The 20,943-nt window shown below is 62.5% G+C and carries 20 protein-coding genes; 13 read left to right on the top strand and 7 right to left on the bottom strand.

Translation table 11 applies throughout. The annotated features are described in order from the left end of the window. Positions 1 to 188 precede the first annotated feature (188 nt). The 7 genes from BGO80_RS16490 to BGO80_RS16460 form a co-directional block, all read right to left on the bottom strand. Positions 189 to 983 carry a sugar isomerase domain-containing protein gene (locus BGO80_RS16490; RefSeq protein ID WP_126150713.1) on the bottom strand — a complete coding sequence of 265 codons (795 nt, stop codon included), beginning with the start codon at positions 981 to 983 and terminating at the stop codon, positions 189 to 191. Between the two features lie 19 nt (positions 984 to 1,002). Next, positions 1,003 to 1,752, bottom strand: coding sequence for a GntR family transcriptional regulator (locus BGO80_RS16485; RefSeq protein WP_126150714.1), 750 nt, complete (start codon positions 1,750 to 1,752; stop codon positions 1,003 to 1,005). Next, a complete protein-coding gene (locus tag BGO80_RS16480; protein ID WP_286722364.1) occupies positions 1,749 to 2,624 on the bottom strand; it encodes an ROK family protein in 876 nt (291 codons plus the stop codon). Before BGO80_RS16480 ends, BGO80_RS16485 begins: the two co-directional genes overlap by 4 nt. Continuing rightward, entirely contained in the window at positions 2,621 to 3,481 is an 861-nt protein-coding gene (locus tag BGO80_RS16475) for a carbohydrate ABC transporter permease (RefSeq protein ID WP_286722363.1), read from the bottom strand. Before BGO80_RS16475 ends, BGO80_RS16480 begins: the two co-directional genes overlap by 4 nt. Beyond that, positions 3,478 to 4,371 carry a carbohydrate ABC transporter permease gene (locus BGO80_RS16470; protein ID WP_126150717.1) on the bottom strand — a complete coding sequence of 298 codons (894 nt, stop codon included), beginning with the start codon at positions 4,369 to 4,371 and terminating at the stop codon, positions 3,478 to 3,480. The genes BGO80_RS16475 and BGO80_RS16470 overlap by 4 nt, the downstream gene beginning before the upstream one ends. A gap of 67 nt (positions 4,372 to 4,438) precedes the next feature. Then, complete coding sequence (locus BGO80_RS16465) at positions 4,439 to 5,731, bottom strand: extracellular solute-binding protein (RefSeq protein ID WP_286722362.1); 1,293 nt, start codon at positions 5,729 to 5,731, stop codon at positions 4,439 to 4,441. Between the two features lie 397 nt (positions 5,732 to 6,128). Beyond that, complete coding sequence (locus BGO80_RS16460) at positions 6,129 to 7,025, bottom strand: LysR family transcriptional regulator (protein ID WP_286722361.1); 897 nt, start codon at positions 7,023 to 7,025, stop codon at positions 6,129 to 6,131. A 150-nt stretch (positions 7,026 to 7,175) separates the two neighbouring features. Here BGO80_RS16460 and BGO80_RS16455 point away from each other — a divergent pair, with 150 nt between their 5' ends. The 13 genes from BGO80_RS16455 to BGO80_RS16395 all read left to right on the top strand — a co-directional run bounded on the left by BGO80_RS16455 (position 7,176) and on the right by BGO80_RS16395 (position 20,933). Continuing rightward, positions 7,176 to 8,171 carry a nucleoside hydrolase gene (locus tag BGO80_RS16455; RefSeq protein WP_286722359.1) on the top strand — a complete coding sequence of 332 codons (996 nt, stop codon included), beginning with the start codon at positions 7,176 to 7,178 and terminating at the stop codon, positions 8,169 to 8,171. Between the two features lie 12 nt (positions 8,172 to 8,183). Then, positions 8,184 to 9,500, top strand: coding sequence for an ABC transporter substrate-binding protein (locus tag BGO80_RS16450; protein WP_286722357.1), 1,317 nt, complete (start codon positions 8,184 to 8,186; stop codon positions 9,498 to 9,500). A 49-nt stretch (positions 9,501 to 9,549) separates the two neighbouring features. Beyond that, positions 9,550 to 10,419 (top strand): carbohydrate ABC transporter permease, encoded by an 870-nt coding sequence (locus BGO80_RS16445; protein WP_286722356.1) that lies wholly within the window; start codon positions 9,550 to 9,552, stop codon positions 10,417 to 10,419. Next, positions 10,416 to 11,270 (top strand): carbohydrate ABC transporter permease, encoded by an 855-nt coding sequence (locus BGO80_RS16440; protein WP_126150723.1) that lies wholly within the window; start codon positions 10,416 to 10,418, stop codon positions 11,268 to 11,270. Before BGO80_RS16445 ends, BGO80_RS16440 begins: the two co-directional genes overlap by 4 nt. A gap of 11 nt (positions 11,271 to 11,281) precedes the next feature. Continuing rightward, positions 11,282 to 12,352, top strand: coding sequence for an ABC transporter ATP-binding protein (locus BGO80_RS16435; RefSeq protein WP_286722354.1), 1,071 nt, complete (start codon positions 11,282 to 11,284; stop codon positions 12,350 to 12,352). Further along, positions 12,349 to 13,371 carry an adenosine deaminase gene (add, locus tag BGO80_RS16430; RefSeq protein WP_286722352.1) on the top strand — a complete coding sequence of 341 codons (1,023 nt, stop codon included), beginning with the start codon at positions 12,349 to 12,351 and terminating at the stop codon, positions 13,369 to 13,371. The genes BGO80_RS16435 and add overlap by 4 nt, the downstream gene beginning before the upstream one ends. 651 nt (positions 13,372 to 14,022) lie before the next feature. Beyond that, positions 14,023 to 14,970 (top strand): class 1 fructose-bisphosphatase, encoded by a 948-nt coding sequence (locus BGO80_RS16425; RefSeq protein ID WP_286722351.1) that lies wholly within the window; start codon positions 14,023 to 14,025, stop codon positions 14,968 to 14,970. Between the two features lie 99 nt (positions 14,971 to 15,069). After that, complete coding sequence (locus tag BGO80_RS16420) at positions 15,070 to 16,338, top strand: AGE family epimerase/isomerase (RefSeq protein WP_286722350.1); 1,269 nt, start codon at positions 15,070 to 15,072, stop codon at positions 16,336 to 16,338. A gap of 65 nt (positions 16,339 to 16,403) precedes the next feature. After that, entirely contained in the window at positions 16,404 to 17,189 is a 786-nt protein-coding gene (locus BGO80_RS16415; protein ID WP_286722349.1) for an SDR family oxidoreductase, read from the top strand. Between the two features lie 97 nt (positions 17,190 to 17,286). Further along, positions 17,287 to 18,156 carry a carboxylating nicotinate-nucleotide diphosphorylase gene (gene nadC / locus BGO80_RS16410; protein ID WP_286722348.1) on the top strand — a complete coding sequence of 290 codons (870 nt, stop codon included), beginning with the start codon at positions 17,287 to 17,289 and terminating at the stop codon, positions 18,154 to 18,156. 5 nt (positions 18,157 to 18,161) lie between these two features. Further along, entirely contained in the window at positions 18,162 to 18,977 is an 816-nt protein-coding gene (cysQ, locus tag BGO80_RS16405; RefSeq protein WP_286722347.1) for a 3'(2'),5'-bisphosphate nucleotidase CysQ, read from the top strand. Positions 18,978 to 19,103: 126 nt separating this feature from the next. Continuing rightward, the gene (locus BGO80_RS16400; RefSeq protein WP_286722345.1) at positions 19,104 to 19,652 is read left to right on the top strand and encodes a PadR family transcriptional regulator; all 549 of its coding nucleotides are present in this window, start codon (positions 19,104 to 19,106) and stop codon (positions 19,650 to 19,652) included. A gap of 15 nt (positions 19,653 to 19,667) precedes the next feature. Continuing rightward, positions 19,668 to 20,933 (top strand): efflux RND transporter periplasmic adaptor subunit, encoded by a 1,266-nt coding sequence (locus BGO80_RS16395; protein WP_286722343.1) that lies wholly within the window; start codon positions 19,668 to 19,670, stop codon positions 20,931 to 20,933. Positions 20,934 to 20,943: the final 10 nt, after the last annotated feature.

The following is a 20,943-nucleotide window of genomic DNA, read 5'->3' as shown; positions in this document are numbered from 1 at the left end:
AGGCGGTTAACCCCGCCCTGTCTCTGGTCCCTTGGTCACAGGGGGCATGCAAGGCTGGCGATTAAGGGGGAGAGGAAGACGACCATTGGGAACGGCATCGCGACCTCCTAAAAATGCATAAAGCGGACCAGCAGGCGATAGAGACGGCGGCAAGGCAATCGCGCACCGTCCCTTCACCCCGGTTACTGTCAGCCTTCATTGGCCATGGTTTTTTTGAACTGGGCCAAGTGCCTGGACTGAGCGTCGATCATCTTCTCCCGATACTGACCGTAGATGATGTCAGTGTCATGCAGCGTCACACCGGGGATGGTCGGCGAGGCGAAAACCGGCAGCTCAATGCCTTTTTCCGCCAGCTTCTGGGCGGTGCGCGATACCAGTTCGTGCATCATGATCATTGCAAGCACGGTCGAGGAGCCCGAAACCGGGCGGCTCCAGCCCTCGATCGGAACGATGGCATCTTCGACCGGCGCGCCGGTATCGACGACGATGTCGGCCGCATGCGGCAGGCGTTTTCCGGAGCTATGTGTCGCCGGCTTGCTGGCATTGGACTTCGCCGTGATGGCGATCACGGTGAGACCGCGTTCCTTAGCGTAGAGGGCGGTATCGATGCCCGAGGCATTGCTGCCCGAATGGCCGAAAATGACAATAGTATCACCGGGATTGAGCGGCTGATGATCGAGGAACTTCTCAGCGTATTTCTCTGTGCGTTCGAGCCAGAGCAATTCGCGCACACCGCCGGCCCCCAGAATGTTGTGCCACATGACGCGCGGGTCGGTCAGCGGATTGAAGCCCAGATAGGAGCCATAGCGCGGGTAGGTTTCCTGCACCGGCAACACTGAATGGCCCGAGCCATAGAGATGCACGAGGCCGCCATTGGCGAGGGTTTCGCTCATGGCCTTGGAGGCAGCTTCGAATGCGGCTTCGTTTTCGCCGGCCGTCTTTTCGGCGATTGCCGCGAGCTTGGAAATGAAGAGAGTGGACATCGGGTCTGGCCTTTCAAAACTAGACGTAGAGGGTTGAGCGAATTTCGTAGCGGTCGGCCCGCATGGTGGAGACCGCGAATTCGAAGGGGCTGCGCTGGTCGAAAGTGATGCGTTCGACTTCGAAGGCGGGTGTGCCGACAGGCAGTTCGAGATCGGCGGCATCTCCCGATGCAACTGCCCCGACGCGATAGACTTCCTTGGCCTTGACCGGGACAATGCCGGCATTGTCCTTGAGCCAGCGATAGAGCGAGCCGATCTCTGACGCGGCTTCGAAAAGCCCGGGCGCGCGCGCGGCCGGCAAATGGGTTGTCTGGATGCCGATGGGATCGCCATTTCCGAGTCGCAAGCGCCGCAACTGCACCACCATCTCACCCTCGGGAATCTCGAGCGCCCGGGCAATCTCCCCCGTAGCGGCAATGGTATAGGCCGCCAGAAGGCGCGTTCCCGGCGACAGGGCGAGGGACTGCATCTCGTCGGTGAAGCTGGTGAGCCCACGTACACCAGCCACCATGGTAGCTGAGCGCACGAAGGTGCCGCGGCCGTGCTCGCGCCGCAGCATACCTGCTTCCTCGAGATTTCGCAGCGCGTGGCGCAGGGTGATGCGGGAAATGCCGAGCATCTCGCAGAGCCGGTCTTCATTGGGGATCTGCAACCCTGCGCCCCATTCTCCCTGGTCGATAAGATCGCGCAGCGCCATCTCAGCCTGATGCCAGAGCGGCTCAGGCCTGCGACGGTCAGGCCGCACCAGGCCCGTAGGTTCGTCGCTCATGCTGTCCTCCTCCAGCTTGCGCCAAGCGCGCCTGCAAAGGCGGCTCCGACGAGCCCCGCCTTCGACCCGTGCACAGCCGGCACTATTCGGACACCCCGCAAATGGGGCGGTATGCATCGGTCCACGTGTCGGCGCAGCATCGGGCCGATGACGTCGAACGCATCCGCCACCCCGCCCGCAATGATTATTGCTGACGGGTCGAGCAGCGCCACCGCCGCTCCGATTGCGGTGCCCAGAGCATGCATGGGACGCTCTAGCGCCGCCGCTGCCTCGGCCTTGCCGGCACGTGCTGCTCCAATGAGTGCCTTGCCGTCAGTGAGCCCGAGCCGAGCAGCAGCCCGGTCAAGAGTGCGCCCCGCCGCCTGCCTTTCGAGCCAACCGCTCGTATTCTCACCAGCGTCGTCCAGCGCCGCCGTAGCCCAGCCGAAAGAACAGGCGCCGCCGCCCTGGCCAGAGATGATCGTGCCCGAGGCCAGCACGGCGGACCCGATACCCGTGCCAATGGCCAAAAGCACGGCATCTTTCATGTCACGTGCTGCTCCGGTGTGCATCTCAGCAAGCAGGCTGAGCTGTGCATCATTGCCCAGGCCGACCGTCACATCCGGGAACGCCACCTCCAGGTCGAGCCCGTCGAGATAGGAGAGGTTGGGAACCCACCGGCATATGCTGCCCTGTGCCAGGCCGGGAATGCCGAGGCCCAGCCGGCTCGCCTCATGCGCTTTGAGGCGCTGCGCCACGAGGCCCACGAAGTCCTCTCGGCTCGGAGGCGCCGGCACATCGTCAACCAGCTTGACTGCTGCCGGATCGGCACTTTGGGCAAAGCCGATGCGACAGCGGGTGCCACCAAGGTCTATGGCAAGGATGGCGCTCATCCCTTCACTCCCGTGGCAACTATGGAGTCGACGAAAAAGCGCTGCAGGAACACAAAGAGCACGACCGGCGGCAGTACCGCCAGCGTCGCCCCCGCCATGACGAGGCCGGTATTCATAGCGCCTCGATTGTAGCTGAGAAGCCGGCTCAGCGAGATGACGATCGGATACTGGTCGGTGTTGCCCTGCAAAACCGTCAACGGCCAGAGATAGCTGTTCCAGTGATAGACGAAGGCAAAGAGCGTCAGCGCCGCAATAGCCGGCAACACGGTAGGCGCCACGATTTTGAAGAGAATGGTGAGCTCGGACGCCCCATCCACCCGAGCCGCGTCGATCAGGTCGTCCGGAACGCCCTTGATGTATTGACGCATGAGAAAGATGCCGAAGGCGTTGGCGAGATTGGGAACGACAACGCCGAACAGGCTGGCATTGAGACCGAGATAGCCGGTGATGCGGTAGAGCGGGATCAGTGTCACGATGGGCGGCAAGAACATGGTGCCGATGAGCGCTGCGAAGAGCCAATCGCGACCCTTGAAGCGGTATTTGGCAAAGGCGTAGCCCGCCATGAGACTGGTGACCACGATTGCGGTGGTGGTCACCAGAGCGATGAAGAAGGAATTGAGGAACGAGCGACCCAGTCCGACCACAGCGGCAACTTGGGAATAGGCATCGAGATTGGGCGAACCGGGCCACCAGACCGGAGGCACCTGCATGCTCTCCTGGGGGGTCTTCAGGCTCGATAGCACCATCCAGGCCAGCGGGAAGGCCGCGAACACCGCAATGGCGATGATAACAAGGGTAAGGGCACCCTCCTGCCAAGTCCGTGCATGGCGTCGATAGAACTGCGCGCCACCGATCATCGTTGTTCTCCCCGATCTCGCAACAATGCGAACAACAGCACGATGACCACGATCAATGAGAGCATGAGCGTTACCGCCATGGCAGAGCCCAACCCACCCTGGGCGCGCTCGATGCCAACGCGGCGGATATGATAGGTCAGCACATTCGTGGAATTGACCGGCCCGCCCTGAGTAATCAGCGCCACCGGCTCAAAGACCTGAACTGCATTGATGACGGCGATGACAGCCGAGAACAGCAAGGTGTTGCGCAGGAGCGGCAGGGTTATCCGCCAGAACTGCACCCAGGCGGAGGCACCATCGACCTTTGCGGCTTCATATAACGAGGGCGGGATCTGAGTCAGTCCGGCTACCGCCAGAACTGTGAAGTAACCCACCTGCTGCCAAACATTGAGGATGACGATCGAAACCAACGCGGTATTGGGCGCGGAGAGCCAGGTCTGCGGCGGAATGCCGACCCAGCCCAACATCTGGTTGATCGGCCCCTCTGTTGGCGAATAAAGCTTGGACCAAACGAGCGCCACGGCGATCATGGGCACCATATAGGTCGAGAATAATACTGTTCGCAGCAGGATGCCGCCAGGCGCAAAGGTCTGATGCACCAGAAGCCCAAGCAGCACCGAAAGCGGTAGGATCAGCGCCACCGAAAGACCGGTATAGATGCCCGTGTTGATGAAGGCGGCGCGAAAGTCGCGACCGATCGAGGTGGGACCCAGCAGATCGGCAAAGTTGGCAATGCCGACAAAGCGCGCCGTGTCAAAACCGGTTTGTGTCGACCATTGCGTGAAGGACAGCCCAATGGTCAGCACCATGGGCACGAACACGAATAGCGCGATAAGCCCGGTGGCAGGTGCAAGCATGCCTATGGTCGAGCGACGGTAGCGGCCAATCATTGGGGGGCTCTATCGTGAGGAAAGACTGGGTGGAGTCAGGGCCCCACCCGTCTCTGGAGAGTGCGAACTACTGCGCGTTGCGCGCCAGGATTTCAGTAGCGTCGGATTGTGCATTGGCCTGGGCTTCCGCAGCGGTCAGCTGTCCGAATTGCATGGCCTCGAGGGTCTGCTGCAGCGCCTCCGAAAATTCCTGACCGCCCAAAACCACCGGGAACGGCTTGGCATCAGCCAAGGTCTCGGTATAGCCGGAAAGGAAAGGATCGCTGGCCAACCGGTCACCAAAAGCGGTCACGTCCGAGGTGCGTGAAGGCAGGATGCCCATGGACATCAGGATGTCGCCCATGGCCGAGGCGCCGTTCTCGCCGGAATCCGGGCCATTCAGCCAGGACAGGAATTTCCAGGCGGTTTCCTGCTCCTCAGCGCTGGCCTGCGCGTTCACAACGGTCATCCAGGAATAGGAGATCGAACGGGCGGTGTCACCCGAAGGACCAACCGGAATGGGCGCGGTGGCGATATCGGCAAAGGCATCGCCCATGCCGGCCTTGAGAGCGGATTCCCACCAGTTGGCCATGATGATCATGCCGGTCTTGCCGGAAACGAAGTTGTCGAGGAATGGGCCGGTGGTATTGGCGTCGGCCGTTGCCATGGCCGGATCGGAGTAGCCCGAGGTTATGAGCTTCTCATAGAGGTCGAATGTCTGTTTGGCCGCTTCGCTGTCGAGTACCGGCTTGCCATCGACGATAAGATCGCCGCCGTTGGAAACAAGCAGCGAGGCGAAGGGGTGTAACACGCCTGCGGCCCAGGAGTTGATCAGGCCAAAGCCTTGCTGGCCCTTGGACTTGTCCGTGAGTTTCTCGGCTGCGGCCAGGAACTCTTCCCAGGTCGCCGGCGGTGCCGTGATACCGGCTTCATCGAACAGGCGCTTGTTATAGTTGAGCGCATAGACGTCGATCTCGTTGGGAATGCCGTAGAGTGAATCGCCCACCGACGCCGCGCTGACCACGCCGGCCGGCCAGTTTGCCTTGGTGTCGGCGGCAATATCGTCGCCTGCCGGGCTTACCAGCTTGTCGCGAGCCAGGTCCGGGAGCCAGGCGTCGTAAATGCCCGCGATGGTCGCCCCGCCCGCACCGCCGCCAGAGGTGCGTAGCGTGGTCAGCAGGTCACCGAACGGCACCGCCCGCACTGTAACGGTGTCGCCGGGGTTGGCTGCCTCGTATTTTTCGATGGCTGCGTCGAGCAGCGCCACTGTGTCGGGCCCCCAGTGAGTCAAAAAAGAAATCTCGGCAGCCTGAGAAACCGCTGCACTCGACATCATGAGCGTCGCTGCAAAAGCGAAGCGCCAACCGTTGCGTAAGTTCACGACCATTCTCCCATCCTTAAGCCGCGGCTTCTCCAACCCGCAGCGTCACTAGAGTGTTATGACGTTATAACGACTGTCAAGCGGCTATTCGCTTACTGGCACCTGGCGGCGCCGTGCCTTGGCCAACAGGTGAGATCATACCAGCAGACGCCAAAGGGACGGAGCGGCGTCAAAGAGACTTTCCCGGATCACTTCGCCCATTCGGGCGAAACAACACAGGTCATAAATGTTGGCTGACCGGGACCTCAGGATCATGCTGCACAAAGCCGACGGAGACGGTATTTTACGCGGATTGAAGGGGCCGGCTACCGAAACGAAAACGGCTGGGAAGGAACACGTTCCCGGACAACAATGATTGGCCGCGATTGCCTTGCGCGGCGCCGTCAACTCTGCGGGCCTACACGGCAGAGCGATCCTCAAATTTGAGACCCCGCGCCATCTCCGTCTCGAACCACCGTCGAACGGTTTGCATCATCCTATTGGAGCGATCTTCCCGCCAGGCCAGGAACCAGTAGCCCGACCGTTTGGCCATGCCGAGTGGGGCAACAAGGCGATTTTGCTCGAGTGCGTCCCAGACAGCAGGCCCCGGACCGATTGCTACCCCCTGCCCTGCTTCTGCCGCCTGCACGCTGAAAGAGAGGCTGTCATACCAGACACAATCGCGCGGCGGCAGCACCACGCCCGCCTCCCGGGCCCAATTGGTCCACATGTCCGGTGGCCAGCGAATATCGAGGCGCGGCAGGGTCCACATCGCCTCGGAGTCGATGCGCCGGCCTGGGGCGATCATTGGGCTGAGCACGGGCCCGAAGGTTTCCGGCGCCACCGGCGCCACCACCATGCCAGGAATATCGAGCAGCTTGCCGACGCCCACGTAAAGATCGATGGAGCGATCGGCCGGGTTGATCTCGCGCGTCCAGGTGGTGATCCGCACCGACACTCCGCCAAGCGCCTTCTCAAGGCTTTGCAGGCGCGGCACCAACCAGCGCAGCAGGAACGTATCCGGCGCCGTCAGCATGATGGTGGATTGATCATGCAGCGCCTTGAGGTGCTCGGTGCCGCGATTGATCGAGGCCAGCGCCTCGGTGAGCGTGGCGGCGAAGGTGGCGGCCGCCGGGGTGAGACGCAGCGAACGATTACCGCGCTCAAACAAGGGCACTCCAAGCTCATCTTCAAGATTTTTGATATGGCGGCTCACCGCTCCATCGGAGACGTGCAGCTCCTCGGCAGCGCGTCGAATGCTGCCGAGACGCGCAGCGACCTCGAATGCGCGCATAGCATTGAGCAGGTGCAGCATGGTTTGCCTCAGGAAAAGTCAATCGAAAGGTAAAATAGTCTGCTGTTGCACTTCTGTCATCTGCCCTAGCGTCAACCGAACTTTTGGAGGGAGTTACAGCGGAGGTCAGGGTTTCTGGTCACCGCGGAATTACCTCAGCAAAACTAGGTCATGGAAGAGTCTGCCGCTGTGAGTGTCACCCACCGTATCATCATCGATTGCGATCCCGGCCATGACGACATGGCGGCCATCCTGCTGGCCGCATGGCATCCTTCGATCCAGCTCGAAGCCATTACCACCGTGTGCGGCAATGCGCCTTTGAGCCATACGACCAATAATGCGCTGCGCATCGTCGATGCGTTCGGGCTCAATGTGCCGGTTTATGCTGGCGCCGAAGCGCCGCTGCTGCACCGCTACGCCTTTCCGGCCGAATTCCACGGGCCCAGCGGGCTCGATAGCGCCGGCGAAGAACTGCCGCCCGCCAGCAGTGCGGCCCAGAGGCAGCACGCGGTCGAGGCCATCATCGAACGGGTCGAGGCGGCACCGGGGGAAATCACCCTGGTGGTGATCGGGCCGATGACCAATCTGGCGCTGGCCCTGGCGCTGCGACCGAGCCTGGCCCAGACGATCAAACAAGTGGTGTTCATGGGTGGTTCGGCCACCGAGGGCAATGTCACCGCGGCGGCCGAATTCAATATCTGGGCCGATGCCGAGGCGGCGCGCATGGTGTTCCGCTCCGGCGTCAAGCTGGTGATGTTCGGGCTCAATGCCACGCACCAGACGCTGATGCGGCGCGAAGACGTGGCGGCGATCCGCGCGGCGCGGGCCGGAAGCAATCCGGTGGCCGACATCATGGATTTCTACTGCGGCACCTATTACAATTTTGCCGGCGCCGACAAACCCGGCGCGCCCATGCACGATCCCTGCGCCATTGCCTGGCTGATCGACCCCACCATCTTCGAGCTTGTGGAGCGGCCGGGCGAAGTGCTGGTCGGCGCCGATGGCGGCTATGGGCAGACGCTGATCGACATGCGGCCGCAGGATGCGGCGCATGATACGCGCATCAAGAATCTCGCCGTGGCCGTGAAGGCCGATGCGCAACGCTTTGCCGCGCTGGTGACCCAGGCTCTGAGCTGGGCTGCCGGCCGCATGACCTCAACACGATAAAGGGTGCCCCAGATGAAGATTATCCAGTTCGCCATCGCTGCCGGCATTGCGGCCAGCCTGCTCGCCGGCACCGCGCTGGCCCAGGACAAGACGCTCAACATGATCGTCATCGAAGGTGGCGACACCACCGCGATGCAGGCCGTGGTCGATGCCTACAAGGCCGATCATCCCGGGGTCGCCATCAACCTGCAGGCTTATCCGTTCGCCCAGTTCTTCCAGGTCGCCGAACTGCGCCTGCGCTCGGCCGATGCCGGGATCGACCTAGTCTATGTCGATGCGCCGCTGCTGGCCAGCTACGCCTCGCGCGGGTTCCTTGCGCCCATCGATGCCGGGATTGACACCAGCAAGCTAGTGCCCGGTGCGCTGGCCGCCGGCCAGTATGAAAGCACCCAATATGCGCTGCCGATCAACAATTCGGCGCAGGTGCTGTATTTCAACAAGGCCCTGTTCGAGGCCGCCGGCATTACCCCGCCCGCCGGGCTGACCAAGGGCGAGAGCGCCACCCAGGCCGAGGTCGACACGCTGGCCTCCAGCGAGCGCTGGACCTGGGAACAGGTGGCCGATGCCGCGCGCAAGCTGACGGTGTCCGAGGGTGGCCGGACCACCACCTATGGCTTTACCGTCGAGCAGTTCGGTGAGCTCTACCAGCTGCAGCCGTTCGGCGAGTCGCTGGGCAGCCCAGTGATCGGGCCGGACGGCTACACCGCCAAAGGCTATCTCGATAGCGAGGCATGGACCAAGGGCGCGACCTTCTGGAGCAATCTCTACAATGAATGGGCGGTGAGCCCGAAGAGCCTGGGCTATGGCGAGGCCGCCTCGCTGTTCGGCAATGGCCAGCTGGCCATGTTCGCCGGCGGCACCTGGAACCTGCCAATCCTGGGCGCCACCGATATCGACTTCGGCGTCGCCCCCTATCCCTATTTCGAGGGCGGCTCGGTCGTCACCCCCACCGGTTCCTGGTATGTCGGCGTCAATGCCGCCTCGGCCAACCAGGTCGAAGCCATGGATTTTGCCAGCTATCTGACCACCAGCGATGCCGGTACCAAGGCCTGGTTCGACAGCCTGCAGCAGCTGCCCACCTATACGCCGCTGCTCGACACCATCAGCACCTCGCCCGATTACGACGCCTTCCCGCAGAACGTCTTCCGCCTGGGCGTCTATGACTCGCTGAACACCGCCGTGGCTCGTCCGGTGACGGCGGCCTATGGGCAGCTGCAGGACGCGTTCCGCACCGCGTTTGTCGATATCGCCAATGGCGTGCCGGTTGCCGATGCGCTGTCCACCGCCGTACAAAAGTTCGAGGCCGCCGCCTCGCGCGTGGCGCAGTAGCAATCAGCGGGCGCCCGACCTCCCGCGGGCGCCCCTGGAGGAAACGACAATGTCCCGATCGCGCAGTCCAGTTCTGCTCATTGCGGCCCTGCTGGCGCCAGCGCTGATCGGGCTTGTCGTTTTCAGACTTTATCCGGTGGCCCTGGCCGCCAGCGATAGCCTGTTCAACATGGTGCGCGGCCAGCAGGTCTTTGTCGGGCTGGACAATTATGTCTCACTGCTGACCGACCGGACGTTCTGGAAATCCATGCAGGTGACCTTCTGGTTCAACCTGCTGATCAACCCCATCCAGATCGCCCTCGCCCTGGGGCTGGCGCTGCTCTATGTGCAGAATTTCAAGGGGGTCACGCTTTATCGCGTGCTGTTTCTTATCCCCATCGGGGTGTCGCTGCCCACCGCCGTGATCATCTGGCGCATCATGCTCAGCCAGGACGGGCTGGTGAACGGGCTGATCGGCATTGCCGGCGCACCGGCGCAGCCCTGGCTCACTTCGGAAAGCCTGGCGCTCTATTCGATCATTGCCATCGCCACCTGGAAGGGCATTTCCTACTGGATGATCTTCATCATCGGGGGGCTGCAAACCATTGCACCCGAAATCTACGACGCGGCGCGCATTGACGGGGTCAAACCCTGGCAGCGGCTGATTTTCATCACCATTCCACTGCTGCGCCCGACGCTGCTCTTCGTGCTGGTGGCCGACGTGACCATCAATTTCCTGTTGTTCGCGCCGATCTTCATGCTGACCCAGGGCGGGCCCGCCGACAGCACCAATGTGCTGATGTACGAGGCCTACAAGTCCGGCTTCATCTTCGGAGACATGGGGCGGGCCATGGCCGTCATCGTGGTGGTGGTCGCCATTCTCCTTGTCATCGTGGGGCTGCAGTTCCGGCTGCTGTCGAACCGGGAGGCCCGCTCATGAGCGCGCGCGACATAGCGCCTAAAAGGGCGCTGGGCCTGGGGCTCAAGCACCTGGCCTATCTGGTCATCGCCTTCATCTTCGTGCTGCCGCTCTGGTGGGCCGTGGTCTCATCGCTGCGGCCCAATAGCGCCGTGTTTGCCGATATCTTTCCGTTCACACCGCAGGCGCTGCTGCCGAGCCCACTGACTTTCGAAGCCTATACTGGGGTGTTCGAGCGCGGCTTCGGGCAGATCATCGCCAACACCATGCTGGTGGCGCTAGTGACCATGGTCGCCGGCCTCCTCGTCAACGGGGCGGCAGGCTTTGCCTTCGCCATGTTCGAGTTCAAGGGAAAGAAGGTGATCCTCTCGGCTGTGATCATCAGCTTCATGCTGCCGTTCGAGGCCATTGCCCTGCCGCTTTATACGGTGACCCAGCAATTGGGGTGGCTCGACAATATAGCGGCGCTGATCGTGCCCAGCGTCGCCAATGGGCTGGCCGTGTTCCTGTTCTACCAGTTCTTCAGCCAGGTGCCGAAGGACTATGCCGAGGCGGCACGCCTCGACGGTGTCAGCTGGCTCAACATTCTCATGCGCATCTATGTGCCGTTGTCGCTGCCTACTTGCATCAGTGCGGCGCTACTGCTGTTCATCTTCCAGTGGGAGGCCTTTCTGTGGCCGCTACTGGCCATGCCCAGCCAGCAGTTCAAGGTCATCCAGGTCGGCATGGCCGCCTTTCAGCAACAATATCAGACCATCTGGAACCAATTGTTTGCGGTTTCGGTGATTACCGCCCTCATTCCAATCGCCTTGCTGATGCCCCTACAGCGCTACTACGTGCAGGGCCTGGCGGGCGCCGGGATCAAGGGCTGAAGGAGCCAAGCATGGCAGGTCTTGCCCTTTCAAACGTGCAGAAGGCCTTCGGGCAAACCCAGATCATCCACGGGGTCGACCTCGATATCGCCGATGGCGAATTCGTGGTGTTTGTCGGCCCTTCGGGCTGCGGAAAATCGACGCTGTTGCGGATGATTGCCGGGCTCGAAAGCGTCACCGATGGCAAGATCGCCATTGGCAGTCGCGATGTTACCGATCTGGATCCCTCCGAGCGTGGCGTCGCCATGGTGTTCCAGTCCTACGCGCTTTATCCGCATATGAGCGTGCGCGACAATATCGGCTTCGGGCTCAGGATGAACGGTGTGCCGCGGCTGGAGGTGGACCGGAAGGTGGCCGATGCCGCCGCCGCTCTGCATCTGACCGATTTGCTCGACCGTAAACCCAAGCAACTCTCCGGCGGGCAGCGCCAGCGCGTCGCGATCGGCAGAGCCATCGTGCGTCAGCCGGAGGTCTTTCTTTTCGACGAGCCGCTGTCCAATCTCGACGCCGAATTGCGGGTGCAGATGCGGCTCGAAATCGCTCGACTGCATGCCGAGCTGGGCGCGACCATGATCTACGTGACCCACGATCAGGTCGAGGCCATGACCCTTGCCGACAAGATCGTGGTGCTGCGCGCCGGGCGGGTGGAGCAGGCAGGAACGCCGCTATCGCTCTATGACGATCCGGCAAACCTGTTCGTCGCCGGTTTCATCGGTTCGCCGCGCATGAATTTCCTGCGCGCGGCGCCGGACGTCGATGGCACGATCCGCCTCCCCGATCATGGCAATGTCCCCGTGCCTCTGACGCTCGCTGCGGCGCCACAGCCCGCCCAAAAACTGCTGCTCGGCATTCGCCCGGAGCATTTTGCGCCGAACCAGGATGCACGGCTTAGCCTCAAGGTTGATCTCGTCGAGCACCTTGGCGGGGCATCCTACGCCTATGTCGGCTCGGGCAGTGCCTATCCTCTGACGATCGAAATGCGCGACGCTCGCGATGTCGGCCGTGGCACTGTTCTCGAGACCAGCTTCGACCCCAGGCGTGCATTTCTGTTTGACGCGACGACCGGCGAGCGCGTGCGATGAGCGAGGCCAAGACCACACCCGTCGCTGATCTGCCCAAGGTCGAGCTCCATCTCCACCTCGATTGCTCAATGAGCTTTGAAGCCGTTGCCGCTCTCGTGCCCGGGATGACGCGGGAGCGGTACCGCTCCGAATTTCTTGCCCCTAAAAAATGCGTCAACCTCGTCGACTATTTCCGCTATCTCGCCGCGCCGCTGGCCTTGTTGCAGACCGGGTACGCCCTGCGTGTCGCCACCATGGACCTCATGCGCCAGCTGGCCGAAGACAACGTCATTTACGCCGAAATTCGTTTCGCTCCGCACCTTCATCAGCTCGAGGGTCTTCGCAGCGATGAAGTTGTCGAAATCGTCCTCGCGGCCCTCGACGAGGGCAAGACCCTCTACCCCATCGAAGCCCGGCTCATCCTTTGCACCCTTCGCCCCGATGACACTGCGCAGGGCTTTGACATTCTGGCTCTCGCGGAAAAATACGCGGCACGGGGCGTGGGCGGCATCGACCTTGCCGGTGACGAGGCCGGTTATGGACTGGCCGAACATATCCCGGTGTTCCGCCGCGCCGCCGACAGAGGCGTCAATGTCACGGCCCATGCAGGTGAAGCTGCGGGCGCCGAGAGCGTGGCAGAAGTGGTCGCCAAGCTGGGTGTTCGGCGCATCGGCCACGGTGTGCGCAGTATAGAGGATCCCGCCGTCATCGACCTTCTCCTCGAGCATGGCGTGCACCTTGAGGTCTGCCCCTCGTGCAATATCCAGATCGACGTCTTCCGGACCTACGCTGACCACCCAGTCGACCGGCTGCGCAAGTCCGGCATCCCACTCTCCATCAATACTGACGCTCGCGGTCCGACGGATTTGACGCTTCGGCAAGAGTATCAAAGGCTCGACGCGGTTTTTGGGTGGACGACGCGCGAGTTTGTCGCGGCAAACCTCAACGCCATCAACGCAAGCTTCCTTGCGGAATCCTTACGGACCAAATTTTCCAATGCCTTGATTGGGTTCGTCAGCGAGAGCGAAACGACGCCTTAGCCGAACCTCGAGCGAGTGATCTTGCCCTTTTCGAGGTGCCGCCCAGGCCGCGGCGGCCGTCGATGTAAGGCTGGTGGCGAATGACGGCCATAGGCAATCCAGACGGGTGCGTGCTCTACAGACAATCGTCGCGCTGCGTCGGTTTACGTCGCCCTTTGCGGTGGCGGGCGTTCTGCCGACTTCCTTCCCCCGTCGGCATCACCACGGAAGGCCTGACTTGCGCTATGCGGTTGGGGACAAGTCCCTTGTCGAGGCATTACCGCTTTGGGGAGCGCATGCTTTTTCAGGAAGGCGCGATTGATAAAATGGGCATGAGTTTTCGGTGCAGCCATTTTGGCGAGCAAAGCGTTTCCTCGGCCACCAAGGGCAAGAATGTTTACCCCTTGTTAAACTCGATTGATCTGGTAGTGTTTGTATCGACATCATTCCGGGGGCATGCATGCCGAAGGTTTCTCAGCTTGTGTCTTACGCGGCTCTGGTCGCTGCCATGGTTCTGACCTTGGCCATCACCGTCCATTTCGGCGCCTTTTAAGGCCTGCGCCCGATCGCACCGCGCCTGCGGCCAGACGCCCGGCGCGCCATGCTAACCGAAAGTCTGCCTTGTCTGATCGGGGCGGTTGGGGACAGTGGGGCATCGAAAGGATGCTCCTCATGACCACTCTGCTTGACTGGCTGCGCGCCCAAACCGACGACGCCGATCTCGGCAGCGTCATTGTTTCCATGGCCGCATCGGGTGTGGAAATCGCCTCGGTGCTGCGTCAGGCGGCAATCAAGGGTCAGATCGGGGTGGTCGGCGCGGTCAATGTGCAGGGCGAGGCGCAAAAGGCGCTCGACGTCATCTCAAACGACATTGTTTTGAATCAGTTAGGGCAAAATCCTGCCGTGGGGATTCTGATCTCGGAAGAGATGGATGAAGCGGTTGAGATGGCGAATCAAGGCCGGTTCATCGTCGCCACCGACCCGCTGGACGGGTCTTCGAACCTCGACGTAAACGTCACCGTGGGCACGATTTTTTCGGTGCTCGGCGTGGCTGGCGGCTTGCTGCAGCCGGGACGGGCGCAACTGGCGGCGGGCTATATCGCCTATGGCCCGGCGATCAATCTGGTGCTGCGCATTTCGGGCGATGTGGCGGTGTTCACACTCGATGATGCGGACCAATGGGTTCTCACCCAAGCCAAGACCAGCGTGCCGGACAGCACAGCCGAATATGCCATCAACACGGCGCGCGACCGGTTCTGGGACGCGGCGACCACTGGCTATGTGCGCGAGAACGTCGCGGGAGAAACGGGGCCCGCCGGCAAGCGTTACAATATGCGCTGGGTGGGATCGATGGTGGCCGATGTTCATCGCATCCTGATGCGTGGCGGCATTTTCCTCTATCCGCTCGACAGCGAGACCCGCGCCAAGGGCGGCAGGCTGCGGCTGCTCTATGAAGCCAATCCCATGGCCTGGCTGATCGAGGGCGCGGGTGGACGCGCGACCACCGGGCGGGAGAGCCTGCTGGAGGTGGTGCCCACCGGCATTCATCAGCGCATCCCGGTTATTCTCGGCTCGTCTGAAGAGGTCAAGCGGGTGGAGGCCTGGTACGCGCGAGGCTAACGGCCTCGACACAAGCACGGCAAAATTGCAACGTTGCCGGGGTTTGGGTAGAAGGCTCGGGAGATTAGTGCCGGGCCGCATGGCCGGATGGGAGCCCCGATGAGCGACGCCAAATTTTCCCTGCCCAAGACCAATGCCGGCGCCTGGCAGATCCGGCCGTTTCATCGGCAGTATCTGATGGAGCAGGCCAATCGGCTGTTCGACTTCTTCGAGGCGGCCTCGATCAACCCCAAGGGCGGGTTTTACGAACTCAGCGACGATGGCGAGCCGCTGAATCCGGACAATGCGGTGCGGCAGATCCATGTCACCACCCGCATGATCCATTGCGCCGTCATCGGCAGCCTGCTGGGGCGGCCCGGATCGGACGAGATCGTCGATCATGGCATGCGCTATCTGTGGGAAAAGCACCGCGACCAGCACCATGGCGGCTATGTGTGGTCGCTGGATGACGGCAACTATGTCGATGCCAGCAAGCAGGCCTATGGCCATGCTTTCGTGCTGCTGGCCGGCGCCAGCGCCAAGCTGGTGGGCCATCCGCTGGCCGACCAGTTGATCGCTGACGTAACCGAGGTGATCGACACCCGCTTCTGGGACAAGAAGATCGGCGCAGTGCGCGAGGAATTCGGCAATGACTGGAGCCAGGTGAGCACCTATCGCGGCCAGAACTCCAACATGCATCTGACCGAGGCGCTGATGGCCGCGTTCGAAGCCACCGGCAAGGAGGAGTATATCAAGAAGGCAACCAAGATTGCCGACCTGATCATCCGCCGCAACGCGGTCAAGCTCGAGCATCGCGTCGCCGAGCATTTTCACGAGGACTGGAGCCTCGACAAGGACTTTGTGGGCTCGGAAATGTTCCGCCCATCGGGCACCACGCCGGGCCACGCGCTGGAATGGTCGCGCCTCCTGTTCCAGCTTTTTGTGCTCGGGCACAAGGAGCATGGCTGGATGACCGAGGCCGCACGCGGCCTGTTCCGCAACGCCGTCGATCTCGGCTGGGACAAGGTGCATGGCGGCTTCTTCTATACGCTCGACTGGAACAACCAGCCGATCATGCGCGAAAAGCTGTGGTGGCCGGTGGCCGAGGCGATTGGTGCGGCGGCCTATATCGGGGCCTATGACCATGACGAGTATTTCCAGCACTGGTATCGCAAACTCTGGGATTTTGCCGAGAATCACGTGATCGACCATGTGCGCGGTGGCTGGATCAGCGAGCTCAAGGAAGACCTGACGCCGACCTCGCGGCTCTTCGTGGGCAAGCCGGACATCTATCATGCCCTGCAGGCCTGCCTGATCCCGCTCTATCCCGCCAATGGCAGCCTGACGCGCTCGATCATCACCACAGATCACGGCGGACCGGGCTACTAAGCGCTCCTCGCCGACAACCTTTGCCGGTTCTTCGCGTTGCCCCTGGGCAGCATGGAGAACCGATAATGGCAGGACTGACGAACAAGGTGGCGCTGGTAACCGGCGCCGGATCGGGCATCGGCAAGGCGACGGCCCTTGCGCTGGCGGAAGCGGGCGCGACAGTGGTGGCGATGAGCCGCACGGCCGAAGAAGTCGAAGCCACCGCGGCCGAGATCGTTCAACAGGGCGGCAAGGCCGCGGCGGCGACCGCCGATATCACCGACGATGCGGGGATGGGCGAGCTGATCGCCAAGATCGAGGCCGAGCATGGCCGGCTCGATATCGTGGTGGCCAATGCCGGGATCAACGGGGTGTGGGCGCCTATCGACGAATTGACGCCCGAAGAGTGGGACCAGACTATGACGGTCAATCTCAAGGGCACATACCTTACCATCCATCACGCTGTGCCGGCGTTGGAACGGGCCGGTGGCGGGGCGATCGTCGTAGTCTCCTCGATCAACGGCACGCGCACGTTCACCTCGCCGGGTGCCACGGCCTATTCGGCAACGAAAGCGGGACAACTGGCCATGGTGCAGCAGCTGTCGCTGGAGCTGGGCAAGCGCAATATCCGCATCAATGCCGTCTGCCCCGGCGCAATTGAAAGCGATATCGATGACAATACCGAGCACCGCAACAGCGATAAAGCCGGCATCGCGGTGGAGTTTCCCGATGGCGACATCCCGCTGACCGATGGCGAAAGCGGCCAGGCCCGCGACGTGGCCGATGTCATCACCTTCCTCGTTTCGGATGGGGCGCGGCACGTTACCGGCAGCCCGGTCTGGATCGATGGGGGGCAGAGTTTGCTGCGCTAGCGGCAATTGGGGCAAAAGCGAACTCTCCACTATGGTTGCCTCAGGCGGTGGCGGCGCGTAAATCAGCCTCAGCTTTTCCCTGTTGGTGCCCTGCCCCATGATCGCCTTTGCCGCTCAACTGCCCCGCCTCTTGGTCGAGCGTGCCGTTACAGCGGCGCTGGAGGAAGATCTGGGGCTGGCGGGGGACCTCACCAGCCAGGCAACGTTGGCGCCGGATGCCTGGGCAACGGCGACAATCTCTGCTCGCGAAGCGGGAGTGATTGCCGGGCTGGATCTGGCGGCAGCAGCGTTTCGCCTGGTGGGCGATGGCGTCAGCTTCACGCCGCGCCTCAACGATGGCGACCGCATCGCCGTGGGCGGCTTGGTGGCCGAGGTTTCCGGACCGGCACGGCTGGTGATGTCGGGCGAGCGGGTGGCGCTCAATTTCCTCAATCATCTCAGCGGCATTTCGACCCTGACCCGGACCTATGCCGATGCGATTGACGGCACAAAAGCCCGCATTTGCGATACGCGTAAGACCACACCGGGGCTGCGCGCGTTCGAAAAATATGCGGTGCGTTGTGGCGGCGGGTCCAACCACCGCTATGCGCTCAACGACGCCATCCTGATCAAGGATAACCATATCGCGGTGGCCGGCAGCGTCACCGCTGCCTACAGGGCAGCCGAGGCCTTTGCCGGGCATCTTGTGGCCATCGAGATCGAAGTGACGACGCTGGCTGAGCTGGAAGAGGCGCTGGCGGCGGGCGCGCGCGTGATCATGCTCGACAATATGGACAATCAATTGCTGGCGCAGGCAGTGGCAATCACGGCCGGGCGGGCAAAGCTCGAGGCCTCTGGCGGGGTAAAACTCGATCGCGTGCGCTCCATCGCGGAGACCGGGGTCGACTATATCTCCACCAGCCAGATCACCATGGGCGCCAAGCCGCTCGATCTGGGGCTCGACGTTTCTATTGGGGCGGCGACGTGAGCGCCATGGCCACCCCTGCCCCATCGCTTACCGACATCGCCATTGCGGCGGCGATCGAAGCGGCCGAGACCATCTGCACGATCTATCACAGGCCGATCCAGGTGATCAGCAAGGACGATGGCTCGCCGGTGACCGAGGCGGACCGGGCAGCAGAAGACGTCATCATCGCGCATCTCGAAGCCACGGGCATTCCGATGCTGGGTGAAGAGAGTGTGGCGGCGGGGATCGTGCCGACACTGGGCGACCTGTATTTCGTGGTTGATCCGCTGGACGGGACCAAGGAATTCATCAAGCGCAACGGCGAATTCACCGTCAATATCGGGCTGGTGCAGCATGGCCGGCCCATCATGGGCGTGGTGCTGGCGCCGACGACGGGCGAGATTTTCGTGGGCGATGAAGGCGGCGCCTGGTCAGGCAAGATTGTGGATGGCGTGGTCACCGAGCGTCGGCCTATCGGCGTCGCCGCGCGGCCAAGGCCGAAAATCGTCGCCAGCCGCTCACATGGCCATGCCGCGCTGGAACAGTTGTGCCGGACGCTGGATGTCGAGGCGGATCTGTCGGTAGGCTCGTCGCTGAAGTTCTGCCTATTGGCGCGGGGCGAGGCGCAGCTTTACCCCCGGTTTACGCCGACTTGCGAATGGGATACCGCTGCGGGCCAGGCTGTGCTTGAAGCAGCCGGTGGGGCCGTGGTGACGCTGGATGGTGCACCGATGGCCTATGGGAAGGGATCGCTAAAGTTCCTCAACCCCTATTTCGTCGCGGCCGCCAGCCTGGACCTGGCGCAACAGGCTGCGGCAGAAATGCGCAGATTGCTGGACTAGACGGCGCCCATGCAATCAATGCTTAACTGACCTGCGCACTCGCCGCCACGCACCCGGTTGCTATATTCCGGACCAGAATATATAGGGCAAGCATATATCGGCCCATAATATGCCTGGAACGGGTGCATGAACGTCAAAACCCTTTGCCTGTCCATCCTCTATAACGGGGATGCCAGCGGTTACGATATCCGCCGCATGTGCACGGACGAGGAGTTCGCCTATTTCGTGGAGGCGAGCTACGGGTCGATCTATCCTGCCTTGGCCAAGCTCGAGGAAGAGGGCTCGGTGACCAGCCAGCTGGTGCCGCAGGACGGCAAGCCGGCGCGACGCGTCTATACTATTACCGAGGCGGGCCGCCAGGCCTTTGCCGAGCAGCTGTCCGGGCCGCTGGCCGAGGACGTGTTCCGCAGCCCGTTCCTGCTGTTCGCCCGCTTCGCACATATCCTGCCGCGCGACCTGGTGGAGCAGCGCTGCAACGAGTTCCTGAAACGCCAGGAGGACCGCTGGTCCAAACTCGAGACCGCTACCGAGGACATGGAGTGCACGGCCGCCGATGAGTGGATCATCGATTTCGGCCGAGCCATCGGGGACGTTGCCATGGCCTATATGCGTACCCATATGCACAAACTAATCGATCTGGCGCAGGCCGAACCTGCCAAGAACGCCGCGGAATAAGGGGCAAGACCAATAATGCGCGCACTGTTTTCTTATGGCCTTGCCTTCATGATCCTGCTGATGGCGGGCGGATGGCTGGCGACCGGCACTCTGGTTCAGGGCGGACAGGGCCCGGGTAAGGGAGAAAAGCCGATCGTTTCGGTGCTCGAAGGCGAAGAGCACGGCCCGCTTGCCACCGCGCTCGGCGATGCCGGTGTGCTGGCCGAACATCACAAGCCCGAGGTCGACCCCACGCTGACCATTGCTCAGCGCAATGAAGCCACGACCGGCGCCGCGGCACCGTTGCAGAGCGTGCGGGTGCAGACCTTTGTCGCCAAGCCCATGCCGATCGAAGTGCCGCTGCGCGGCCGGACCCAGGCCAAGGCTACCGTCACCGCCGTTGCCGAGACCGCCGGCACTATCGACGTCGTTCATGTGACGCGCGGCCAGCAGGTCAATGTCGGCGACAAGCTGTGCACGCTTGACCAGGGCACGCGCGCCGCCGCCGTGGCGCAGGCCGAGGCCGGCCTCGCCACTGCACAGGCGGCGCTGGCCCAGGCACAGCTCAATTACGATACCAACACCGACCTGCGCTCGCGCGGCCTTGCCGCTGCCAATACCGCGCAGTCGGTCGAGGTCGCCCTGGCCCAGGCCAAGGCCGGAGTTTCCCAGGCCCAGGCCGGGCTCGACAATGCCAAGGCCGAGCTGGATCGTACCGAAATCGTCGCCAAGGTGGCGGGTCTCGTGCAAAGCCCGCTGGCCGATGCCGGCGCCATGCTCGCGGCCGGCCAGCCCTGCGCCACCATCGTGCAGCTCAACCCCATCGTGTTCACCGGCATGGTCCCCGAGGCCCATATCGGTCTCGCCAAGCTGGGCCTGGCGGCGTCTGTCACCACGGTGACCGGCCAGACCGTCGAGGGCAAGGTGACCTATATTTCTTCGGTCGCCGACAACGCCACGCGTGCTTTCCCGGCCGAAATCGAGCTGCCCAATGCCGATTACTCGATCCGCGACGGCGTCACCGCGCAGGCCGTGGTCAAGATCGGCACCGCGCCAGGCCAGCTGCTGCCGCAATCTGTCCTGACGCTGGACGATGAAGGCGTATTGGGCGTGCGCACCGTCGAAAACGGCGTTGTCGCCTTCTACCCGATCCAGATCGTCAGTGACACGCGTGACGGCGTCTGGGTGACCGGGCTGCCGATCTCCGCCGATGTGATCACGGTGGGTCAGGAAAACGTCACTGCCGGGCAGCATGTCGATGCCAGCCCGACGGCTGAGAAGACCGAAACCACGGCCGGCTGAGGGACGCAGA

Origin of the sequence: Devosia sp. 63-57 (assembly GCF_001899045.1) — a bacterium.
Lineage (GTDB): Bacteria > Pseudomonadota > Alphaproteobacteria > Rhizobiales > Devosiaceae > Devosia > Devosia equisanguinis.
Note: the sequence above shows the minus strand (reverse complement) of the source record. Positions and strands in the feature narration are given on the sequence as shown.